General features: G+C 60.3%; 21 protein-coding genes. 12 read left to right on the forward strand and 9 right to left on the reverse strand.

Annotation, left to right across the window (positions count from 1 at the left end):
* Positions 1–26: 26 nt before the first annotated feature.
* Positions 27–1,916: a penicillin-binding protein 2 gene (mrdA, locus tag CFBP1590_RS15355; protein WP_025996107.1), complete on the reverse strand. Its 1,890-nt coding sequence runs from the start codon at positions 1,914–1,916 to the stop codon at positions 27–29.
* A 135-nt stretch (positions 1,917–2,051) separates the two neighbouring features.
* Positions 2,052–2,492 (reverse strand): winged helix-turn-helix transcriptional regulator, encoded by a 441-nt coding sequence (locus CFBP1590_RS15360; RefSeq protein ID WP_088235436.1) that lies wholly within the window; start codon positions 2,490–2,492, stop codon positions 2,052–2,054.
* 87 nt (positions 2,493–2,579) lie between these two features.
* On the opposite strand from CFBP1590_RS15360, the gene CFBP1590_RS15365 reads away from it, so the two are divergent.
* From CFBP1590_RS15365 to CFBP1590_RS15375, 3 genes are all read left to right on the forward strand, one after another.
* Positions 2,580–3,437 carry an SDR family oxidoreductase gene (locus CFBP1590_RS15365; protein ID WP_088235437.1) on the forward strand — a complete coding sequence of 286 codons (858 nt, stop codon included), beginning with the start codon at positions 2,580–2,582 and terminating at the stop codon, positions 3,435–3,437.
* 97 nt (positions 3,438–3,534) lie between these two features.
* The gene (locus tag CFBP1590_RS15370) at positions 3,535–3,843 is read left to right on the forward strand and encodes an RcnB family protein (RefSeq protein ID WP_004885291.1); all 309 of its coding nucleotides are present in this window, start codon (positions 3,535–3,537) and stop codon (positions 3,841–3,843) included.
* A gap of 118 nt (positions 3,844–3,961) precedes the next feature.
* Positions 3,962–4,783, forward strand: a complete 822-nt coding sequence (locus CFBP1590_RS15375; protein WP_058431755.1) for a helix-turn-helix transcriptional regulator — start codon at positions 3,962–3,964, stop codon at positions 4,781–4,783.
* Between the two features lie 10 nt (positions 4,784–4,793).
* Here CFBP1590_RS15375 and CFBP1590_RS15380 read toward each other — a convergent pair whose 3' ends face one another.
* Positions 4,794–5,378 carry a LysE family translocator gene (locus CFBP1590_RS15380; RefSeq protein WP_058431754.1) on the reverse strand — a complete coding sequence of 195 codons (585 nt, stop codon included), beginning with the start codon at positions 5,376–5,378 and terminating at the stop codon, positions 4,794–4,796.
* Positions 5,379–5,579: 201 nt separating this feature from the next.
* Between CFBP1590_RS15380 and CFBP1590_RS15385 the strand changes: the two genes are divergently transcribed.
* The 3 genes from CFBP1590_RS15385 (at position 5,580) to CFBP1590_RS15395 (ending at position 6,660) form a co-directional block, all read left to right on the forward strand.
* Entirely contained in the window at positions 5,580–6,074 is a 495-nt protein-coding gene (locus CFBP1590_RS15385) for a DUF3828 domain-containing protein (protein ID WP_088235438.1), read from the forward strand.
* A 63-nt stretch (positions 6,075–6,137) separates the two neighbouring features.
* A complete protein-coding gene (locus tag CFBP1590_RS15390; RefSeq protein ID WP_004885283.1) occupies positions 6,138–6,341 on the forward strand; it encodes a hypothetical protein in 204 nt (67 codons plus the stop codon).
* A gap of 121 nt (positions 6,342–6,462) precedes the next feature.
* On the forward strand, positions 6,463–6,660 hold the full coding sequence (locus CFBP1590_RS15395; protein WP_004885282.1) for a hypothetical protein: 198 nt from the start codon (positions 6,463–6,465) through the stop codon (positions 6,658–6,660).
* Here the strand turns inward: CFBP1590_RS15395 and CFBP1590_RS15400 are convergent.
* On the reverse strand, positions 6,657–8,114 hold the full coding sequence (locus tag CFBP1590_RS15400) for an MFS transporter (protein WP_088235439.1): 1,458 nt from the start codon (positions 8,112–8,114) through the stop codon (positions 6,657–6,659). The two genes, CFBP1590_RS15395 and CFBP1590_RS15400, sit on opposite strands and share 4 nt — an antisense overlap.
* A 63-nt stretch (positions 8,115–8,177) precedes the next feature.
* Positions 8,178–9,485 (reverse strand): Nramp family divalent metal transporter, encoded by a 1,308-nt coding sequence (locus CFBP1590_RS15405; protein WP_162234371.1) that lies wholly within the window; start codon positions 9,483–9,485, stop codon positions 8,178–8,180.
* A 316-nt stretch (positions 9,486–9,801) separates the two neighbouring features.
* Between CFBP1590_RS15405 and CFBP1590_RS15410 the strand changes: the two genes are divergently transcribed.
* Positions 9,802–11,220, forward strand: a complete 1,419-nt coding sequence (locus CFBP1590_RS15410) for an MFS transporter (RefSeq protein ID WP_088235440.1) — start codon at positions 9,802–9,804, stop codon at positions 11,218–11,220.
* Positions 11,221–11,238: 18 nt separating this feature from the next.
* Here CFBP1590_RS15410 and CFBP1590_RS15415 read toward each other — a convergent pair whose 3' ends face one another.
* The gene (locus CFBP1590_RS15415; RefSeq protein ID WP_004885276.1) at positions 11,239–11,463 is read right to left on the reverse strand and encodes a DUF6555 family protein; all 225 of its coding nucleotides are present in this window, start codon (positions 11,461–11,463) and stop codon (positions 11,239–11,241) included.
* 112 nt (positions 11,464–11,575) lie between these two features.
* The gene (norR, locus tag CFBP1590_RS15420; RefSeq protein WP_029242733.1) at positions 11,576–13,129 is read right to left on the reverse strand and encodes a nitric oxide reductase transcriptional regulator NorR; all 1,554 of its coding nucleotides are present in this window, start codon (positions 13,127–13,129) and stop codon (positions 11,576–11,578) included.
* A 359-nt stretch (positions 13,130–13,488) separates the two neighbouring features.
* On the opposite strand from norR, the gene CFBP1590_RS15425 reads away from it, so the two are divergent.
* The 5 genes from CFBP1590_RS15425 (at position 13,489) to CFBP1590_RS15445 (ending at position 19,473) form a co-directional block, all read left to right on the forward strand.
* On the forward strand, positions 13,489–14,940 hold the full coding sequence (locus tag CFBP1590_RS15425) for a UbiA family prenyltransferase (RefSeq protein ID WP_088235442.1): 1,452 nt from the start codon (positions 13,489–13,491) through the stop codon (positions 14,938–14,940).
* Complete coding sequence (locus CFBP1590_RS15430) at positions 14,937–16,253, forward strand: FAD-binding oxidoreductase (protein WP_088235443.1); 1,317 nt, start codon at positions 14,937–14,939, stop codon at positions 16,251–16,253. The genes CFBP1590_RS15425 and CFBP1590_RS15430 overlap by 4 nt, the downstream gene beginning before the upstream one ends.
* Entirely contained in the window at positions 16,250–16,990 is a 741-nt protein-coding gene (locus CFBP1590_RS15435) for an SDR family oxidoreductase (protein ID WP_088235444.1), read from the forward strand. The genes CFBP1590_RS15430 and CFBP1590_RS15435 overlap by 4 nt, the downstream gene beginning before the upstream one ends.
* A complete protein-coding gene (locus tag CFBP1590_RS15440; RefSeq protein ID WP_029242729.1) occupies positions 16,987–17,946 on the forward strand; it encodes a lysylphosphatidylglycerol synthase transmembrane domain-containing protein in 960 nt (319 codons plus the stop codon). The genes CFBP1590_RS15435 and CFBP1590_RS15440 overlap by 4 nt, the downstream gene beginning before the upstream one ends.
* 96 nt (positions 17,947–18,042) lie before the next feature.
* Positions 18,043–19,473 carry a hypothetical protein gene (locus tag CFBP1590_RS15445; protein ID WP_043305886.1) on the forward strand — a complete coding sequence of 477 codons (1,431 nt, stop codon included), beginning with the start codon at positions 18,043–18,045 and terminating at the stop codon, positions 19,471–19,473.
* A 25-nt stretch (positions 19,474–19,498) separates the two neighbouring features.
* Here CFBP1590_RS15445 and CFBP1590_RS15450 read toward each other — a convergent pair whose 3' ends face one another.
* A complete protein-coding gene (locus CFBP1590_RS15450) occupies positions 19,499–21,325 on the reverse strand; it encodes a glycoside hydrolase family 15 protein (RefSeq protein WP_088235445.1) in 1,827 nt (608 codons plus the stop codon).
* Entirely contained in the window at positions 21,318–22,118 is an 801-nt protein-coding gene (locus CFBP1590_RS15455) for a glucose 1-dehydrogenase (protein ID WP_004885259.1), read from the reverse strand. The genes CFBP1590_RS15450 and CFBP1590_RS15455 overlap by 8 nt, the downstream gene beginning before the upstream one ends.
* Positions 22,119–22,174 lie beyond the last annotated feature (56 nt).

Below are 22,174 nucleotides of genomic sequence, written 5' to 3' on the forward strand. Positions count from 1 at the left end.
GCACGATCAGTGGGGCCTGGGCATGATCAGGCGTGCGGATTGCCTGCAGGCTTGGTCGGTGCGGCGTATTGCGGTTTGAGCTTGCCGTCGTTGTCCAGCAGCCAGGCGTCGAGGATTTCGCGGACTACGGGGCCTGCCACACGACCACCCGCCTCGCCGTTTTCGATGGTCACCGATACGACGATTTTCGGATGCTCTGCCGGGGCGAAACCGACGAACAGGGCGTTGTCTCGGTTGCGTTCCAGCGTCTTGAGGCGGTTGTAACGCTCGCCCTGCTTGATCGCCACGACCTGCGCCGTGCCGCTCTTGCCTGCGATGCGGTATTGCGCACCCTTGGCTGCATCGCGCGCAATACCGCGCGGGTCGTGCATGACCATCTGCATGCCTTCGTTGACCTGCTCCCACTCACGCGGGTCGTGCAGCACGATGTTGGGCATCGGGTGCTCGTCCACCGGTGCCACATGGCCCACGTCCATCGCCAGGTGCGGACGGTGCCAGACGCCTTTGCTGGCGATCAGCGAGGTTGCCTGAGCCAGTTGCAACGGCGTGACCTGCATGTAGCCCTGGCCGATACCGAGAATCACGGTCTCGCCCGGGAACCAGGCCTGACGGCGTGTGGCGCGCTTCCATTCGCGAGACGGCATAAGGCCCGCCGACTCTTCGAACATGTCCAGCGAGACCTTCTGGCCGATGCCGAACATGGTCATGTAGTCGTGCAGACGGTCGATGCCCAGCTTGTGTGCCAGCGTGTAGAAATAGGTGTCGTTGGACCGCATGATCGCCGTGTCCATGTCCACCCAGCCGTCGCCGCTGTGGTTCCAGTTACGGTACTTGTGATCGAAATCCGGCAGCTGGAAATAACCGGGGTCGAAGACCTTGGTCGAGGCATTGACCACCCCGCTGTCCAGCCCGGCAATCGCCACTTCCGGCTTGACCGTCGAGCCCGGCGCATACAGACCACGCAGTACGCGGTTAAACAGCGGCCGATCGATGGAATCCCGCAGTGCGGCGTACTGCTTGAAGCTGATACCGGTCACGAACAGGTTGGGGTCGAAGCTGGGTTTGCTGACCATCGCCAGCACCTCGCCCGTCTCCGGGTCCAGCGCCACCACGGAACCACGGCGGTCACCCAGCGCTTTCTCGGCAGCCTCCTGCAGATGCACGTCAAGGCTCAGGGTGATGTTCTTGCCCGGCACCGGATCAGTGTGTTTCAGCACCCGCAACACGCGGCCCTGGGCATTGGTTTCGACTTCTTCGTAGCCTACGTGGCCATGCAGTTCGGACTCGTAGAAGCGCTCGATCCCGGTCTTGCCGATGGATTGCGTGCCGCGATACTCGTTGTCCAGTTGCGAGGCTTCTTTCTCGTTGATACGCCCGACGTAGCCGATGGAGTGAGCAAAGTGGTCGCCCAACGGGTAATGGCGCACGAACTGCGCGGCTACATCGACGCCCGGCAGCAGGTACTGATTGACGGCCAGAATGGCAATCTGCTCTTCGGTCAGTTCGTACAGCAGCGTCGCAGGCTCGAACGGATGGCGAACCTGTTTCAGTTCCTTGTCGAATAGGATGCGGTCTTCATCGGGCAGTTCCAGCAAGGTCATCAGTTCATCGATAACCTTGTGCCAGTCACCGGCGCGCTCGCGGGTCAGGGTCAGGTTGAAGCTGGGGCGGTTGTCGGCCAGGACCTCGCCATTGCGGTCGTAAATCAGCCCGCGCTCGGGCGGGATCGGCAACACGTGCACCCGGTTGTTTTCGGAAATGGTCGAGTGGTATTCGAATTCGGTGACCTGCAGGAAATACATCCGCGCGATCAGGGAGCCAGCCAGTACGGCGACCAGTATGGCGCAGGCAATCAGGCGCTGATTGACCAGTCGCGTCTCTTTTTCATGGTCCTTTAAAGGAATCGGTTCGGGCATTTCTACAGCTTCTCGGTGAAGGTCACGATACAACGGAACATGTAAATGAATGTTTCGGCGCGCACGATACCAAGAAGTGATGATTGCAGGGGGCCGACCTGACTGTCACTGGATGAAAAATCTGTCAGCGAAGCGTTATGCAGGCTCGGCTTGTGCGTGCGTATCGGCCCGTTCCGAGGCAGCACGTGCCTGCATGATCCGAGGCAGGTTCGTTTCGACCCAGACCGCCAGCGTCTCGACCTGCAACGCCACTTCCTCCCCCATCGCAGTCAGTCTGTACTCGACATGGGGTGGCACCACCGGCAGCGCCCTGCGATCGACAAACCCGTCGTGCTCCAGCTGTTGCAGGGTCTGCGCGAGCATCTTTTCGCTGACTCCGCCGATCTTGCGCCGCACTTCACTGAAACGATGCATGCCACCGCGCAGCACGATTAGCACCAGCACACCCCAGCGGCCGCACACGTGGTTGAGGATGATACGGGATGGACAGTCACTGGCCAGGACCCGCCCCTGACGGATTGTCGCCAACAGGGACTCGCCAGCACTGACTGCGGTTGAGGTATCTGAATCGCGCATGGCACTTACCTTTTCGTACGTACTTACGAAAGGTAAGCACTGTCGCTATGCTCGCCTTTCTTTCAAATCAATACAAGGACACGCGTCATGATCGTTGTCACTGCTGCCACCGGCCAATTGGGTCGTCTCGTCATTGAACAGTTGCTCGAAACCGTCCCTGCGAACCAAATCGTCGCGGCAGTGCGCAGCCCGGAAAAGGCCACTGACCTTGCGGCGCTGGGCGTGCATGTCCGCCACGGCGATTATTCGCAACCCGCGACGCTGGACAGTGCGTTCGCGGGCGCTGACAAAGTGCTGCTGATTTCCTCGAACGAAATAGGCCAGCGCTTACCCCAACACCGGGCCGCCATTGATGCTGCCAAAAAGGCTGGCGTCAAATTGATCGCCTACACCAGCGTTCTGCGAGCGGACACGTCGGCGCTGGGGCTGGCCGATGAACACGTTGAAACCGAAGCCTACCTGCGCGCCAGCGGCGTGCCGTTCACCCTGTTGCGCAATGGCTGGTACACCGAGAACTACGCCGCCTCCATTCCCGGCGCGCTGGCCCATGACGCGTTCATCGGCAGCGCGGACCTGGGCCGTATCAGCTCGGCCGCGCGTGTTGACTACGCTGAGGCCGCCGTGGCTGTGCTGACGTCTCAAGACGATCAGTCAGGGCGCGTTTACGAACTGGCCGGTGATGAGACCTACACCTTGTCCGAATTCGCCGCCGAACTGTCAAAACAGAGCGGCAAGGACGTGCCTTACGTGAATCTTTCGCAGGCTGATTTCGAGGCGGCGTTGGTGAAGGCAGGTGTGCCGGAGGTCTACGCCCATCTGTTCGCCGACTCGGACACGGCAGCCGCCAAGGGCGCGCTGTTCGACGACACCCGCCAGTTGAGCCGCCTGATCGGCCGTCCGACCACGCCACTGTCCGCAACCATCGCCGACGCCCTGAAAAGCTGACGCGGGAAAACCTGATCGAATGATTTTCACCGCTGAGGGTCCCAGTCTTTACGAGGCATAAAGCCATCGCATTACGACAAAGACTGGGAGTCTTTACATGAAAAGCAAATCGTTGATCGCCTGCATGACTCTGCTCGGCTGCTTCTCGGTCGCCACCCTGCCCGTTCACGCTGCCGATGCGCCCGAGCCGAAAGTGGCCGAGTCCAAGGACAATACCCACGAGCTTGAAATGGGTTCGCGCGTGCCCGAGAAGTACCGCCGCAGCGACTCCAGCATCAAGGACTGGAAAGCCAAGGGTCTGGAAGAGCCTGCCAAGGAAAGCGAGTGGGTGCAGATCAACGACAAGTACGTGCGTTTCCAGAAGGTCAACGGACAGATCGTCGATATCGTACCGGTCAAGAAGTAAGCAGCAGGTGCACGGGAGCGGCCCAGCGTCGTTCCCGCTTCATCCGGTTCAATGGCCGTGCCTGGCCCAAATCAGCTACCCTCGGCAGACAAGAACATCAAGCCGAAGGGACATCAGCATGACCACCCATCCTCTCAGCCCGTCTGACAGTACGCCGTTCTTTTGGCGTGACGAGCGCTTGCCGTTCATCGAAGCACGTTCGGTTCAGGACGGCCGCAAGGTGTGTTACGCACGTCATTCCCACGACCTTTTCTCGATTGGCGCGATCACTCGTGGCCAAAGCACCTACCTGCACGAAAAAACCTCCCAGCGTGTGACTGCGGGCACCGTGGTGCTGATGAACCCGGGGGATGTGCATGCCTGCAATCCAATCGAGGATCAGCCGTGGTCATACCTGATGCTGTACGTCGACAGTGACTGGCTGGGTTCTGTCCAGGACGAACCAGGCGCGGCCTTTCGACCGCTGACACCGACCCACAGTCGCGACCCCGCGCTGTTCGCCGCATTGACGGCACTGTATGAAACCCTGATCGATACGCAGGCCGATACGCTGCAGAAGCACTGCACGGCCGTGTCATTCTTCGCCCTCATGCACAAAAAGCTGGGCGGCGAAGCAACCGTCGTCGAGCCGCGCTCACCCAAAGTGAGCCGCGCAGCCGAGTACATCAACGAGCACTTCACCAAGGCCATCAGGCTGTCCGATATCTGCGAAGCAGCCAACCTTTCGGCTTCCTACCTGATTCGTGCGTTCGAGCAGCGTTATCACATGACACCCCACGCCTACCTGCTTAATCGCCGCATCCAACACGCCCGCAACCGGTTGCGTGAAGGGCGAGTGATCGCCGACGTGGCGCAGGAAACAGGCTTTGCCGATCAGGCGCACTTCCAGCGCGAGTTCAAAAAACACCTGGCTGCAACGCCCGGGCAGTACCGGTTATGAGCCACCGGGTTCAGACGACCAGATACAGGGCACACCCCGCCAGCATCAACGCCATGAGCCGGTTGAACACCCGCACACCTCTGGCACTGCGCAGGTAATGGCTCAAAAAGCTGCCCGCATAAGCCCAGCAGCCCAAAGACAGGTAACACACAACGAAATAGATCGCTGCAAACTGGCCGATCAATAATGCCTCGCCATTGGCGACGAACACGCCCATGCCTGCTATGGATGCCAGCCACGCCTTGGGGTTGAGCCACTGCATGATCGCTCCGTGCAGCATCGATGGAGCCTTCCCCGACCCGGACACAGCCAGTTGGCCGTCGTCCATCGCCAGCCGCACAGCCATATACAGCAGAAACGCCACGCCCGCCGATTGAATGATCCGGGTCAGAAACGGCCATTCGCGCAAGGTTTCGTGCAGGCCGAAACCGATCAGCACCAGCAACAGTGTGAACCCCAGCGTCGCGCCCAGCACGTGGCGCATGCCGGACCAGAATCCATAATGTGCGCCGGTGCTCAGGGCAACGATATTCACCGGCCCCGGCGTGATGGACGACGCCAGCGCAAAGGCGGCCATGGAAATGAACAGGCTCATGAAAGCTCCTCGACCACGATCAGAAAGACCAGGCCAAGGTAAGCCGACCGAAACACGGGTGTATTGAAGGAAATTACCCTCCTTGACGTTTTCAAACGTAACCCGTGCATAGAACAAAACGATTGCTTTTTTGACCGTGTGGACTACAAATGCGATGTCATCACTGTGTAATCAATTCTTATCTCACTGCGAGTCCGCTACATGTCCCGACCTCTTGCGCTCGTCCTTGCCTGCCTAATCTCTTCCACTGCGCATGCCGCCTGCCCGGCGACCACACCAGCTGATACGGGCCGATGGATCTATGAGAAACATCAGGACTTCTACATCAACGGCAAAGGCGCGCCGGACTATCTGTCCAAACCGCTGTTGGGCCTGTTGAAGCGAGACTGGACGTGCCAGGGCCCCGGTGGGGATCAGTGCGCCATTACCGCCAATCCATGGACCGACGCGCAGGACGGCGACGTACAGAAGCCCATCGAATGGAAGCTGGTCTCCAGCGAAGACAAACAGGCCGTGGTCGAGATGACGTACCTGCTGGGCTACAAGGATGCGCCGCAACAGGCGCCCGCGAGTCAGACGTCGCGTCTGCGACTGGTGAAGAACCCCAATGGCTGCTGGGCACTCGACGATCTGCAGGGCCCGCAGGAAGTCGCGCTGACGCAGACCTTGCAGGACTTCCCGTACGAAGGGGACTGATGGCTCTTGAAACAATAGGTCATTGTCTGTATCACAGTCTGCCGGATACCAAGAGCGAGCTACATGAATACCTTTGAGCAGTCGATTATTGAAGCGGCGCAGGATGCCACGCCCAATAACACTGATGCCGAACGCGAAGCCGCGAGGATTGCGGCGACACAAGCAGTGGCTGACATCATGTCCAGCATGAGCGGACTGAAACGCACACTGGCGCTGGCAGAACTGCTCGATTCCTATTCGGAGCAGGACGATGAGGACGAAGATTAGGTGCATCGATTTATTTATCGCCTGGCCTAAAGCAACCCGCCATCAGCGCCGATAGACTGTCAGCAGTGTGATAAACCCTCTTCAATCAGTGCGCTCGGATGCGACCTACAGGAATGCATTCGTGCACATCGAGCAGCTCAAAGACATTCAGGCTTATGTACAGCGCACCGCTGACGACCTTGAGCGCGTTTCGCGCAACATGTCCGGCCACCTCGCCTACCTGCAGAACAATTCACGGTCGAATGAGGCTCAGGCGGTCAGCGAGCAGATCCAGGGCCTGAAGGCGTCCGTCATGGACCTGCGGGGCGTTTTCAGCTAGTCATCCTTCGCCTGAGACAGCGGTCGCGCCACTTCTTCCAGCGATTTGCGTTCGGCCGCCGTGCCCCAGATCGACTGCACGAACGCCGCCAACAGCATCAACCCCGCCCCGATGAGATAACCGATCAGCACATTGCTGCGGTCGTGCGTTTCGATCAGCTCACCAAATAATGTCGGCCCGATGATTCCGCCCAGTCCCGTGCCAAAGGCGTAGAACACGGCAATCGCCAGCGCGCGTATTTCCAGCGGGAAGGTTTCGGCGACGGTCAGGTACGCCGAGCTGGCGGCGGCCGACGCGAAGAAGAAAATCACCATCCAGGCGATGGCCTGCTGGGTGACGTCCAGCAGGCCCTGCTGAAACAGATAGCCGCTGATCGCCAGCAGGACGCCCGACAGTCCGTAGGTCAGGCTGATCATGATCCGCCGTCCGACCACATCGAACAGCCGACCCAGCAACAATGGCCCGCAAAAGTTGCCCAGTGCCAGTGGCAGCACGTACCAGCCAACGCGCTCGGAGGGCACATCATAGAAGTCGGTGAGCACCAGCGCGTAGGTGAAGAAGATCGCGTTATAGAAAAACGCCTGAGCCGTGAGCAACGTCAGACCGACCAGCGAGCGCTGACGGAACGACACGAACAGCGTGTGGAATATCTCGCCCAGCGGCGTGTGGTCGCGGGCATGCAATCGCAACGGCTTGCCTTCGATGGCTGGCAGCACATGTCCGCGGCGCTGCATATCGGCTTCGATCTGCTCGACGATCTTGCGTGCTTCCTCCGAGCGGCCATGAATCATCAGCCAGCGCGGACTCTCCGGCAGCCACAGGCGCATCAGCATGATGAACAGGCCAAGCACTGCGCCGATGCCAAAGCACAACCTCCAGCCCAGTTCGGCGCCGACCCACTGCGGATCCAGCAACACGATGGAGCCGACCGCACCCAATGCGGCACCCAGCCAGAAGGTGCCATTGATGGTCAGGTCCACCCAGCCGCGATAACGCGCCGGGGTGAACTCCTGAATGGTCGAGTTGATGGCCGTGTATTCACCGCCGATGCCCATGCCGGTCAAAAACCGAAACAGCATGAAGCTCCAGACACTGAACGAGAATGCCGTGGCGAAAGTGGCGCTGATGTAAAGCGCCAGAGTGATGAAGAACAGCTTGCGCCGCCCCAGACGGTCGGTCAGCCAGCCGAAGAACAAGGCCCCCAGCACCGCCCCGGCGATATAGGCGGCGCCTGCCAGACCGATCTCGCTGTTGCTGAGGTTCAGTACCGGACTGGCCTTCAACGCGCCAGCGACCGAGCCGGCCAGCGTGACTTCCAGGCCGTCAAGCAGCCAGGTGATGCCCAGCGCTATGACCAGCAGCGTGTGAAAACGTCCCCAGGGCAATCGATCCAGTCGAGCAGGCAAATCCGTCTCGAACACCTTGCCCTTTTCCGGCGTCTGGATCGTTGTCATCTCGGGATTCCTTCACGGCGGACCTGAATGTCAGGATTGAGAGCCGCACCCGAGACCCTAAGTTCAGCTGATCCAGAACCACAACAGCGTCAGGTTGGCAGCAGAGATCAGACCAAACAGGCCCCAGGCCGCGATCTGTACCAGCCGCCCGTTGACGAACGGGCCCATTAAACTTTTGTCACTCGTGAAACGGATCAGCGGCCACAGGGCAAAAGGCAGCTGCAGACTCAGCACCACCTGACTGAGCACCAGCATCTGCCCTACCGAGCTGTCACCCAGCCAGACCACACCGATCAGCGCGGGAATCAGGGCCAGCGCACGGGTGATCAGACGCCGCTGCCAGCAGGGAATCTTCGCCTGCAGAAAACCTTCGAGCACGACCTGTCCGGCGATGGTGCCGGTAAAGGTCGAACTCTGCCCCGCTGCCAACAAAGCTACGCCGAACAGCACGCTGGCAATCGCGCCGCCCACCAGTGGATCGAGCAGGTGGTAGGCGTCCTGGATCTCGACCACATCGGTATGGCCGGTCTTGTGGAAAGCGGCGGCAGCCAGAATCAGGATCGCAGCGTTAATGAGCAGTGCGAGGCTCAGCGAACCGATGGTGTCCAGGCGGGCGTAACGGATGGCGGTGGCCTTGCTCGCCAGATCAGAACCGTTGACGCGTGTCTGCACCACAGATGAGTGCAGGTACAGGTTATGCGGCATCACCGTCGCACCAAGAATACCGATGGCGATGTACAGCGGCTCCTGGCTGCTCAGCACATCCCAACTGGGTTTGAGACCTGCTGCCACGTCCGGCCAGAACGGTTTGATCAGGATCAGCTCTACAGCAAAGCATGCGGCGATGGTCGCGATCAGCCCGAGTACGATGGCTTCGAGGCGACGAAAATTGGCGCCCTGCAAAGCGAGCACGATCAGCGTGTCGAACGCCGTCAGGCCGACACCCACGGTGATCGATACGCCCAGCAGCAGATGAAACGCCAGCGCGGCCCCCAGCACCTCGGCCAGATCAGTGGCGATGATCGACAGCTCTGCCAACAGCCATTGCCCCTTGGCGACGTTGCGGCTGTAACGCGCCGCAGACAGTTGCGCCAGATCCCTACCGGTGGCAATGCCCAGACGCGAACACAGGTTTTGCAGCACCATGCCGGAAAGGCTCGCCAGCACCACCACGAACAGCAGTGAATAACCGAAGCGCGACCCTGCCTCAATGGCCGTGGCCCAGTTGCCGGGGTCCATATAGCCGATCGACACCAGCAAGCCGGGGCCGATGAACAACATCATCTTGCGCAGTGGCGAAGCATTGGCCGGGATGGAGACACTGTCGGTGGTCGCCGAAGGGCAAAACGGCGCTGTCGCCGTAGTAGGCAGTTTGTACGTCACGAGAATCCGGGAGGGCAAAAAATCGATGCGCCTATCCTAAGGTTTTGTTACACATCTTGATACATAAGTGGCCGGTAACGGTCGGTTCCCGTCGTTTCATATGCCGTTGATCATGCATTCAAGGCAAAATCAGCTGCTACTGGATTTGTAAAAAAATCTTTATCGCGCCTTCAGAAAAAATCGCGACTCTAAGTTTCAAAGCAATAATTCGCCAAAACCGGCACTAAAATCGCTTTATTTCGCAAGTATTACCAAATGTAAAACCAGTACGATGACGGTCCCTATCCTGCCGGACGGTCCAACGATGGCCTCTTCCAACTCAAACAATAATACGCACGCCGACCCAGCTCGCGCCGCCCTCATCTCGGCCCGGATCGACCGATTGCCTGCCGCCGCCACCATCTGGAAACTGATTGCCCTGCTCTCCATCGGTGGCTTCTTCGAGCTTTATGACCTGTTCCAGACGGCCTACATCAGCCCCGGTCTGATTCGCGAGGGTATCTTTGCCACCGGCAGCCAGGGGCTGTTCGGCTTCTCCGATCAGGCAGCCTTCGCTTCGGCGACCTTTCTGGGGCTGTTCTTCGGCGCCAGTCTGGTCAGTCCAATCGCTGATCGTTTCGGCCGCCGCGCCATCTTCACCTGCGCGCTGATCTGGTACACCGTAGCGACTGTGATGATGGGCCTGCAGACCTCGGCAATGGGCGTGATCGGCATGCGCTTTCTGGTCGGCATCGGCCTGGGTGTTGAACTGGTCACTATTGATGCCTACCTGTCGGAACTGGTCCCCAAACGCATACGCAGTTCGGCCTTCGCGTTTGCCTTCTCGATTCAATTTCTGGCCGTGCCCAGTGTGGCGTTGATGTCGTGGTGGCTGGTGCCGCAGGATCCGCTCGGTTATGCCGGTTGGCGCTGGGTGGTGATCAGCAGTGCGGTGTTTGCGCTGTTCATCTGGTGGCTGCGTTCTTCCCTGCCCGAGTCGCCGCGCTGGCTGGCCCAGCATGGGCGCTTCGTGGAGGCCGAACGGGTCGTGGATGATCTGGAAGCGCGCTGCCTGAAGGATCACAAACAGCCGCTGGATCAGCCTGAGCCGCAAACCGTCGCAGTCGAGGGTAAGGGTCGCTTCGCCGATATGTGGCAGCCGCCGTTCCGACGTCGCGCTTTGATGTTGATCGCCTTCCACATTTTCCAGGCCATTGGTTTCTTTGGTTTCGGCAACTGGCTGCCAGCGTTGTTATCGGGCCAAGGGGTAAGCGTGACCCACAGCCTGAGCTACGCCTTCGTGATTACGCTGGCGTATCCGCTGGGTCCGCTGCTGTTCGTGAAGTTCGCCAACCGGTTCGAAAACAAATGGCAGATTGTGGGCTCGGCGCTGAGTTCGATGATCTTCGGCACGCTGTTCGCGTTTCAGACCAGTGCAGCAGGGCTGATCTTCTGCGGCATCATGATCACCTTCAGCAACGCCTGGCTGAGTTTCAGTTATCACTCCTATCAGGGTGAGCTGTTTCCAACCAACATTCGTGCGCGCGCCGTGGGCTTCTGCTACTCATTCAGTCGCCTGTCGACGGTTTTCAGCAGTCTGCTCATCGGGATATTTCTGGAGCATTTCGGCACACCGGGCGTTCTGGCGTTCATCGTCAGCAGCATGCTGATCGTGATCATCACCATCGGTGGTTTCGGCCCTCGTACCCGTAATCTGGCGCTGGAAAATATCGCCCATCGCTAGATCACGCAGACAGTGGGCTCAGGCCTGAGCCCACTCCACATCAGTCACGCCAAAGTGTTCTGCGTAGGGTTTGGAGACGCGGGGCACTTTCTCCAGACGGTATTTCGGGATACGCGCAAGGCCAGCATCAACACTCGCGTAATGCCAGGCCTCAACGTTATCCATATGTTCGGTTCGTATATAGAAACTCTTGAAAGAGCCGTTCATTAGATAATCGATTCGATAGTGTTTGGGCAGTGCCATTGAAAGCCTGATCCTTTTTCAGTGGTGGCTTGAGTAACAGGTGACCCAAGTCACTATGAAAAAATTCAGTCTTTTTCAACGTTCAGCGACCAATAACACGCGTCACGGTATATCAGCGGATCCCCAGTCGTTTCGAAAGCCGGTTGAGATTGGCGCGATCTACCGATAACTCGCGGGCAACTTCGGTCCATCGTCCCTGATGTCGATCAAGTGCATTGGCAATCAATGCACGTTGATAGGCATCCACCGCGGCCTTGAGCCCCTGCCCTTCGACTCCCGCGGCAACCTCCAGGGCTTGTGGTAACAGCGGCAAGCTATCGATCGCCTCATCCAGTCCCAGGGATTGAGGCTCGATGGTCAGAATACGCGGCCGCTGTGCATGGCCGGACAATGCCTTGAGCACGGCACGGCTGATCAGATGCTCAAGTTCTCTGACATTGCCGGGCCAGGCATGCGCCAGCAGCATCCGCTGCGCCTCGGGGTTAAGACGCAGGCTGCGCAACCCCATGCGCAGACGGTTCTCTTCAAGAAAGTATCCGGCCAGCAGCAACACGTCACGGCCCCGCTCGCGCAATGCCGGCACCTGCAACGGATACACGCTCAGGCGGTGATACAGATCGGCGCGAAACCGACCGGAGCGCACCTCTTCAGCCAGATTGCGGTTGGTGGCAGCGATAATGCGCACGTCCACACGATGTTCCTGATCCGAGCCGACCCGCTGCAACTGGCCGCTCTGCAGCACTCGCAGCAGCTTGGATTGAACGGAAAGCGGCAACTCGCCGACCTCATCGAGAAACAGCGTGCCGCCATCAGCCAGTTCGAACTTGCCACTGCGCCCGTTGACCGCGCCCGAGAACGCACCTTTGACGTGTCCGAACAGCTCACTCTCGACCAGCGTTTCCGGGAGTGCCGCGCAGTTGAGGCTGATCAGCGGCTTGTGAGCCCTGGGAGAATGCAAGTGGATGGCCTCGGCCACCAGCTCCTTGCCGACGCCGGTTTCACCGGTCACCAGCACGGTGAGCGGGCTATTGGCGACCAGCTGGATTTCCTGCTGCAAGCGCTCCAGCACCTCACTCTGGCCAATCAGTTCGCGAGGCGCCCGACCGCCTGCAGCACGCTTGTAGACCTCGACCAATTGCCGCTGATCCTCGACCCCGCGCGACAGGTGCTGAATACGCTCGCTGGCCATGACCGTAGCGGCAGCCAAACTGGCAAACGCCTGCAGATTATCCAGATCGACCTTGCCGAAGCTCGACGGGTCCAGAGAATCCAGCGTGATCAGCCCCCACGGCCGCTCCTGGAAGTGCAGCACGCAGCCAACGCAGTCGTGGACTTCCAGCGGGCCATGCCCCTCCACCAGACCGTCATAGGGGTCGGGCATCGGACAGTCATAGGAGAAGCGTACCGGGACCGGGCTTTCCAGCAGTGCCTTGAAGCGAGGATGCTCTCCGACCCGAAAGCGGCGACCCAACGTGTCGGGGCTCAGGCCATCCACCGCCAGCGGAATCAGCACGTCTTCATCCAGTCTGAGCAGCGCGGCGGCATCGCAGTGCAACCACTGACGCAATGACTGCAACAAGCGTCGATACCGTTCCTCATCCGGCAGTTCACGGGACAGATCGGCAACCAGCGGCACCAGCGCACGCAGCAGTGGATGGGTCATCATGACTCCAGGACAGTGAAAGCGAAGGTGTCATTATGACCCGATTTGCTATCACCCCGACACCTGTCTCAACGGCCTTACATCCGTGCTCCCGATGCCGCCAGCGTGATATCAAGAGTGAGACATATATTCAGTTCAATATCCCGCCGTCACGGGCGTTTATAGCGTTCAAATAATGGGTACCGTCCGATGAAAGTGTAACTTCGATGAAACAATAGAGTCAGCGCTCTAATAGCTCAATAACACGGGCATTTTCTGACGTCATGACGACGGCAATAAAATCCATTGTGTTTAATTTTATTCAAGAGGCGATTGTCCGTTTTCGTTCCATAGTGCGCTCACTTTCACAGGAGCCACCGTCCATGTCGGGAATTCAGGGAAGAGTTCTGCAAACCCACCCACCGCTGGTGGTCGATCTGGATGGGACACTGTTGCGTTCAGACTTGCTGTTTGAAACCGCCATGGCATTCATACGGCAACATCCGCTACAGGTGTTCAAATTGTTGCTCTGGCTGTTACAGGGCAAAGCCTCCCTCAAGCGCGGGCTCGCGTTGGCCACCCGGCTCGACATCGCCCTGCTGCCTTACGACGCGGAGGTCATCGAGTACATTCAGGTGCAGCGCAACACAGGAAGACTGATCGTCCTCGCGACCGCTGCTCACGAAACACTGGCCACACGAATTGCCGGGCACCTCAATCTGTTCGATCAGGTGTGGGCGTCCGATGGCGAGATCAACCTGTCGGCCCATCGCAAGCGTGACCTGCTGATCGATCACTATGGCCAGAGCGGCTTCGATTACATCGGCAATTCCACGGACGATCTGTGCATCTGGGCGGCAGCGCGAAAAGCCATCGTTGCCAATCCGCACGCTGGCGTACAGCGGCGGGCGCAGGCGCAGGGCAATGTCGATCAAGTGCTCAATGCGGGCGCAGCAAGCCTCGGGGACTGGCGCAAGGCGCTGCGCCTGCATCAATGGCTCAAGAACGCACTGATCTTCGTGCCGCTGCTGGCGGCCCATCAGATTCAGCAAACGCAGCAGGTGATTGATGGCCTGCTGGCGTTTCTGTTCTTCGGCCTGTGTGCGTCGAGCGTGTACGTGCTCAACGATTTGCTGGATCTGGCGGATGATCGTCACCATCGCAGCAAACGCAATCGCCCGTTTGCCAGCGGCCGTCTGCCCATCAAGTCGGGGCTGATTGCCGTACCGACCTTATTGCTGCTGGCCTTCGCGGGTGCTGCGGTGTTCCTGCCGTGGCAGTTTTCGGCCGTGCTGGGCGCTTATTACCTGTTGACGCTGGTGTACTCGCTGTACCTGAAGCGGCACATGGCAGTGGACGTCATCGTGCTCGCGATGCTCTACACCACACGCATTCTCGCAGGCGCGGCAGCGTTCCATCTGCCACTGACGTTCTGGATTCTGGCGTTCTCCATGTTTCTGTTCCTGAGCCTGGCGCTGGTCAAGCGCTACGCTGAACTGCGGGAAGCGCGGGTGCGCGAGGTGGAAGGCAAGACTCGCGGCCGTGGTTACTACCCCGGCGACCTGGACATGATCGCTTCCCTCGGCGCGTCCTCCGGCAATCTCGCGGTGATGGTTCTGGCCCTTTACATCCACGAAGGCGCCACCGTCGCGCTCTATCAGCACCCGCATGTCATCTGGCTGGCGTGTCCGTTGCTGCTGTTCTGGATCACCCGCATCTGGATGCTCACCCATCGCGGACTGATGAACGATGACCCCGTGGTCTTCGCCATTCGCGACCGCATCAGCCAGGGGATCGGTGGGCTGTTCCTGCTCGTGTTCTGGATTGCCGCATGACCGTGCCTCTCTATTCGTGGGGTCGGTATCCCCAGGTCGCGCAGCAGGGCCACGCATGCACGTGGATCGATGACCTGCCACGGCACCTGACGGCCACACTGGACCGGCATGAAACCAGCCTGCCGTTTGGGAATGGCCGCAGCTACGGCGACAGCTGCCTGGCCAGCAGCGGCCATGTGCTGCACATGCATCGGCTGGACCGGTTCATCGCTGCCAACTGGAAAACCGGCATCGTCCGCGTTGAAGCAGGCATGACCCTGGCTCAACTGCTCGCGGCGGCCATTGCGCACGGCTGGTTTCTGCCGGTCACACCGGGCACCCAGTTCGTTACCGTGGGCGGCGCGATTGCCAACGATGTGCACGGCAAGAACCACCATCTGCGCGGCACGTTCGGCTGCCATACCCTGCGCTTCGGCCTGCTGCGTCAGGGTGAGCAGGCGATGATCTGCTCGCCCGTGGAAAACCCGCTGTTGTATGCCGCCAGCATCGGCGGACTGGGGCTGACCGGGGTGATTCACTGGGCAGATATTCAGCTGATGCCGATCCGCACCAGCCAGATCGACAGCACGGTGGTGCGTTTCGCGAACCTTGGTGAGTTCTTCGCCCTCTCTCGGGAACTCGACCATCAGCATGAATACAGCGTGGCCTGGGTCGATTGTCTGGCGCGGGGCAGCAACAGCGGGCGCGGCGTATACATCGTGGGCGACCATGCACGCTTCGGCTCGCTTGAGGTCGAGCGGCGCAGCAAACTGAGCGTGCCGGTCACCCCGCCGCTGTCGTTGATCAATAACCTGTCGCTGCGTCTGTTCAATTCGCTGTACTGGCATGCCCACCCTGCCCGACCGACGCCGAAGCGCAGCGATTACGAGCCCTTTTTCTACCCGCTGGACCGCGTGCTGCACTGGAACCGGATCTATGGGCGCAGCGGCTTTCAGCAGTACCAGTGCGTGATCCCCGAACACTGTGCGCAGGACGCCATGCAGGCACTGCTCGATACCATCGCCGAGTCCGGTCAGGGCTCGTTTCTGGCGGTGCTCAAACGCTGCGGCGATATTGCCTCGCCGGGGTTGCTGTCGTTCCCGATGCCGGGCACCTCGCTGGCGCTGGATTTTCCGCAACACCGTGACCTTGCCGGCTCGCTGTTCCCGCGTCTGGACGCCATTGTCCATGACGCGGGCGGACGTCTGTATCCGGCCAAGGACGCCCACATGAACGGGAGCGATTTCCGCCAGGCCTACCCGGCCTGGGAGCGACTGGAAGCCCTGCGCGACCCATCCCTGATGTCCCGCTTCTGGAAACGAGTCTTGCCATGAAACGAATTCTGATCATCGGAGCTACCTCGGCCATTGCCCATGCCTGCGCCCGTCTCTGGGCTGCGCAAGGCTGCGATTTCTTTCTGGTGGCACGCAGTGCCGACAGGCTGCAAGTCACGGCGGCCGATCTTGAGGGGCGCGGCGCCAGGGCCGTCACCCTGCACGAAATGGATGCCACGCACTTTGCCGAGCACCCGAGAATGCTCGCCGATTGCCTCCAGGTGCTCGGCCAGATCGATGTGGTACTGATCGCCCATGGCACCCTGCCTGACCAGCGAGCCTGCGAGCAGGATGTCGGGCTGGCCCTGCAGGAGTTCATCACCAACAGCGCGTCGGTGATCGCGCTGTTGACCCTGCTTGCCAAGCATTTCGAGCTCCAGCGTTGCGGCACACTGGCGGTCATCTCGTCGGTCGCAGGTGAACGGGGCCGGCCTTCCAATTACCTGTACGGGGCCGCCAAGGCTGCGGTCTCGACCTTTTGCGACGGTCTGCAGGCGCGCCTGTTCAAGGTCGGCGTGCACGTGCTGACTATCAAGCCCGGTTTTGTCGATACGCCGATGACTCAGGGCCTGTCGTTGCCAGCGGCGTTGCTCGCGCAGCCGGAACAGGTCGCCGAACGGATCGTCAACGGTATCGCGCGGCAGTCCACCAGCCTGTATGCGCCCGGATTCTGGGCACTGATCATGCTGGTGATCCGCTCGATTCCGCAGCCGTTGTTCAAGAGGCTGAACCTGTGACGGCCGCGCCCTGGCTGTCCGGCTGGCGCTACCGGGCCGTGGTGCTGTCGGTCATCGGCTCGGCGCTGGGCTATCTGGCTTTTTGTCTGTGGGGCGGCTGGCACGAGGTAGCGCAGGCCGCAGCAAGGGTTGGCGCGATGGGCATCGCCCTTGCGCTGTTGATGTCAGCCGTCAATTACGGGCTGCGTTTCGTGCGCTGGCAGCTCTACCTTCGCGTGCTCGGCCATCCGCTGCCCTGGCGTCCCAGCCTCGGTGCCTATCTCGCCGGATTCGCCCTGACCACCACGCCGGGTAAAGCGGGAGAAGCGTTGCGCGGGGTTCTGCTCAAGCCGCTGGGCGTGCCCTACCCGAAGAGTTTTGCGGCGTTTGTCAGTGAGCGTCTGTCCGACCTGCTGGCGATTGCCCTGCTGACGCTGTTCGGCCTGTCCTGGTATCCGTCCGCGCAACCGATGATCGCGATGGGTCTGGTTCTGGTGCTACTGGGCTTGCTGGTCCTTTCCCAGCGGCGCTTGCTGGAATGGCTGCGCGGGATGATTCCGGTAACAGCGATTCGATTGCCGACACTGTTCAGGCACCTGTTCGACGTGCTGCTGGCCGCTCGCCAATGCCATCGGCTGGATGTGTTGCTGGGTGCCAGCCTGCTCAGCCTGATCGCCTGGAGTGCCGAGGCGCTGGCGTTTCATTGGGTGCTCGGCTGGATGGGCGCAGAGATTCCACTGACCTTCGCGGTGTTCACCTATGCACTGGCGATGCTCGCCGGTGCCCTGAGCTTCATGCCCGGCGGGCTGGGCGGTGCCGAGGCGGTGATGATCGGGCTGCTGATGTTCAAGGGCATGCCGGCTGCCGACGCGATTGCCGCCACCATCCTGATTCGTCTCGCGACCTTGTGGTTTGCAGTAGCGATTGGTGCGGTGATGCTGGGGCGGTTCAGGGATTCGACAAGCTATAGCCGCTGAACAACGCCGTGGCAGACCCCACCACGTCTTCGACGTAGCGCTGTTGCGCAGCAAACAAAGGACTACCCATTGCTCATCTCAAGGAGGAACCGCTCAATGAGTTCATTCAACGCCAGGCATTCAGTCGTCATACCGTTGCTGCTGCTATGCGCTGCTATCACAGCCAGCTTCATCGCTTCCAGCGGCCCGATCCAGTGGATGGACAATGGTGTGTTTCTGGCGGATGCCACCACAGGCGAGTATTTCAGCCAGTCACTCGGCCCGCTGGATCATCCGTTCTATCACTTCTTCAGCTCGATGTTTTACGCCCTGTCTGGCTCTCAGGCGCTCAGCCTGATGAACTCGCTGCTCCTGCTGCCACTGGCGTGGATCATCTACCGACTGGCCATCAGCGTCGGTGCCACCGCTCGTCAGGCGCTGCTCGCAGCGACCGCCACGGTACTGGCCCACGCGGTGTTCTGGGTGTCGACCAAAGCCGAGGTGTATCTGCTGCACACACTGTTCGTACTCTTGGCCTATGCCGTGCAGTTCAGCGCCCATTCGCGATGGACGCCGTTGAAGAAGTTGTTCGTCATCGGTGTCCTGACCGGCATAAGCGCTTCGATTCATCAACTGACCTTCATCGTGATGCTACCGCTCTATATCCAGCTGCTGATCCAGCACAAGGCGCGGGTGCTGATGACGGTGCCCGGATTCGCGCTCGGGTTCGCCACCGCCGCCGTGGCGGTGTTCAACGACCTGAATGCCGGATTGAGCCTGATCGATATCGCCCGCCGCTACCTGACAGGTGCCTCGACCACTATCGCCGGACCTGAGTGGGAAGGCAGCCTGTTTCGTTTCGACGACATGTGGCACGAGAAAAACTCGGTGGTGCTGCTGATGTTGTCGCTGATGGGTCCGCAGATCGCCGGACTGCTGTTGTTTCCCAGAGACAGCCGACTGCGCCTGCTATGGAGCGCAGCGTTGCTGAATCTGATCTTCGCGATTTCCTACAATGTCACCGACCGTTTCACCTTCTTCCTGCCGGGAATCGCAATGTTGAGCGTTATCGGCATGATCCAGCTGCCTGCGCTGCTGCCTCGCAATCGAGCTGGCACTGCGCTGCTCAATGCCTCGGTGCTGACGTCGCCACTGGTAATCATGCTGGCTTGGTCGCTCTACGCCAGCGGCGTGGTCAATTTACCGACCCACAAAGAGAAGCTGCCGTTTCGCGAGGACATTCATTACTTCATGGTGCCTTACCTGCCCGACCGGTCCGCCGAGCAGTTCGTGAACGCGTACGAGCAGTCCGTGCCGGAAGGCGCGCTGATCATCGCAGACTGGACGCCGATGGGCGCGATACGCTCCGGGCAGGCGGTAGGTTTGTTGCGCGGTCGCAGGCTGGCGATGTGCGGCGACAACATCGACATCCGCGCCTATCTGGGCAACCCGGGCGTCTATCTGGCGCGCCTGAGCTACTGCGGGATGATTGCGGACAATTACGCGCTGGAGGACAAGTCAGTGGGATTTGCGTTACACACCAAGTAACGCAAATCCCGTGCTACCAAGTGAATCAGGGCTGCCAGAGCGCCTGACCACCGCCGAGTTTGCGGTCGAGGAAACTGGCCGCACTGATCAGCGCCAGATGACTCAGCGCCTGCGGGGTATTCCCTAGATGACGGGCGTGCGGGTCGAACTCTTCGGCGTACAGACCCAACGGGTTGGCGTAGCGCAGCAGTTGCTCGAACTCCAGATGCGCCTGACCGACCCGCCCGGCGCGGGCCAGGCATTCGACGTACCAGAACGAACAGGCGACAAACGCGCCCTCTTCGCCTGCCAGGCCGTCGTCATGATCGTCGTCGTTGCGATAGCGGAACACCATGCCGTCACGCACCAGTGTGCGCTCGATGGCATCCAGTGTCGCCAGCCACTTGGGATCGCTGGCCCCGACAAAACGCACCAGCGGCATCAACAGCATCGAGGCATCCAGATTGCGGCTGCCCTTGTGCTGCACGAAATGCCCCAGTTCGTCGTTCCAGAAGTTTTCCCAGATGTCGTCGTGAATCTGCTCGCGCACCTTGGTCCAGCGCTCGAAAGGCCCGGACAGCGAACGTTTGAACGCCAGGCGCAACGCCCGGTCCAGCGCCACCCAGCACATCAGCCGCGAATGCAGAAAGTGCTGATCGCCGCCGCGCATTTCCCAGATGCCCACGTCACGGTCACTCCAGTGCTCGCAGACATAATCCACCTGACGCACCACGTGCTTCCAGCCATCATGGGAAATGGCGTCGCCGTACTTGTTGGCCAAGTAAACGGCATCCATCAGTTCGCCATAGATATCCAGTTGCGTCTGTTCGTAGGCTTCGTTGCCGATGCGCACGGGTAACGCGCCGCCGTAGCCGGTCAGGTGATCCAGGTGTTCCTCAGGCAGCTTATCGTGACCGTCCAGGGCATAGAGAATGCCCATCCTTTGCGTGCTCTCGCAGCTGTCATCCAGCCGACCGCGCATCCAGCCCATGAAAGCGTTGGCTTCGTCGGTATAGCCCAGCCGCATGAAGGCATACACGGTGAAGGATGCATCCCGTATCCAGGTGTAGCGGTAGTCCCAGTTACGCTCGCCGCCGGGGGTTTCCGGCAGGCCGAAGGTCGCTGCGGCGATGATGCCGCCGTGCTTGCGCGACGTCAGCAGCTTGAGTGCCAGCGCCGAGCGCATGACCATCTCGCGCCAGCGGCCCTTGTACTCGGACTGGCCCGCCCAGCGACGCCAGAACGCCAGGGTGTCGTCGAAATAGCGTGAACACTTGCCCGCCGCCACGTGCGGATCATCGACACCGCCGAGAATGAATTCGATGGTCTGGCCCTTTTCCATCTGGAACTCGGCGACCGCTGCGTCGTGTTCCACATGCAAAGGCGTCGCCGCAGACAGACGCATGCCGGGCTGGCCCTCGGCCTGAAAGCAGACGTCATTGCCGTCCTGATGCGCCGTGGTGTCGGCGCGGCTGTAATCCATGCGCACCTTGCAGCGCATGCGGATCGTGGCCTTGCCGAAGCGCACCTGAACGCGCCGCACGATGCGCGGCAGGTCGTCCTGATCCTCGCCGATGGGCATCAGATCAGTCACTTCCACGACAGCTTCTTCTGATATCCAGCGGGTCTGCAGCACGTTGGTGTCCGGCAGATAAATCTGCAGGCGCCGCGCATCGGGCAGGTCCGGCGCCAGCTGAAAGATGCCCGCGTCGTTGGTGTCCAGCAATGCGGTAAAGATCGAGGGGCTGTCGAAGTCCGGCCAGCAACAGAAATCGATGCTCCCGGTGTCGGCGATCAACGCAGCACTGCGCATGTCGCCAATGATGCCGTGGTTCTCGATCGCGTTCTGCGCCTCTTCTGGAAAGTCAGCCATTGCCGCGGAACTCCGGATAAAGGGTCATGCCGCCGTCGATGAACAGCGTCGTGCCATGCACGTAATCCGAAGCGTCGGACGCCAGCCAGACCACGGCATTGGCCACGTCTTCCGGTTCGCCGATGCGGCCATAGGGAATCAGTTCGAGCATTTTCTTTTCCGCATCGCCCTGCCGCGCGTCGGCATTGATCGGGGTGCGGATGGCACCAGGTGCAATGCTGTTGACGCGAATCTTCTGCTCGCCCACTTCCTGGGCAATGCTGCGCATCAATAGATCGACGCCGCCCTTGGAGGCCGCGTAGTTGACGTGCCCCGCCCAGGGAATCAGCTGGTGCACCGAACTCATGTGAATGATCTTGCCCATTGCCCGTGACACATCCTTGCGCATGCCCTGGCTGATGAACTGACGCACGGCAGCGCGGGCACAGAGAAACTGGCCGGTAAGATTGACGTTGATGACCGTGTTCCAGTCCTCAAGGCTCATGTCGACGAACGCGGCGTCCTTTTGCAGACCCGAGTTGGCGAACAGGATGTCCAGCGCACCGAACTGCTCGATGGTCTGGGCAAACAGCCGCTCGACCTCGTCTTCCTTGGAAACATCGGCACCAATGGCGATTGCCTGCCCGCCCGCCGCACGAATTTCTTCCGCGAGCTTTTCAGCAGGTTCAGCCTTGGAGTGGTAATTGATCACGACCGCCGCCCCGGCATCTGCCAGAGCGCGGGCAGCCGCAGCGCCCAGACCGGAACTGGCGCCGGTGACGAGTGCGACTTGTTGCTTGAGAGAGATATGCATCGGTTTTCAGCCTCGAAGTAAGCACCCTAGATGCTGACTTGCGAGGCCGAAAGTTA

Origin of the sequence: Pseudomonas viridiflava (genome assembly GCF_900184295.1) — a bacterium.
Lineage (GTDB): Bacteria > Pseudomonadota > Gammaproteobacteria > Pseudomonadales > Pseudomonadaceae > Aquipseudomonas > Aquipseudomonas viridiflava.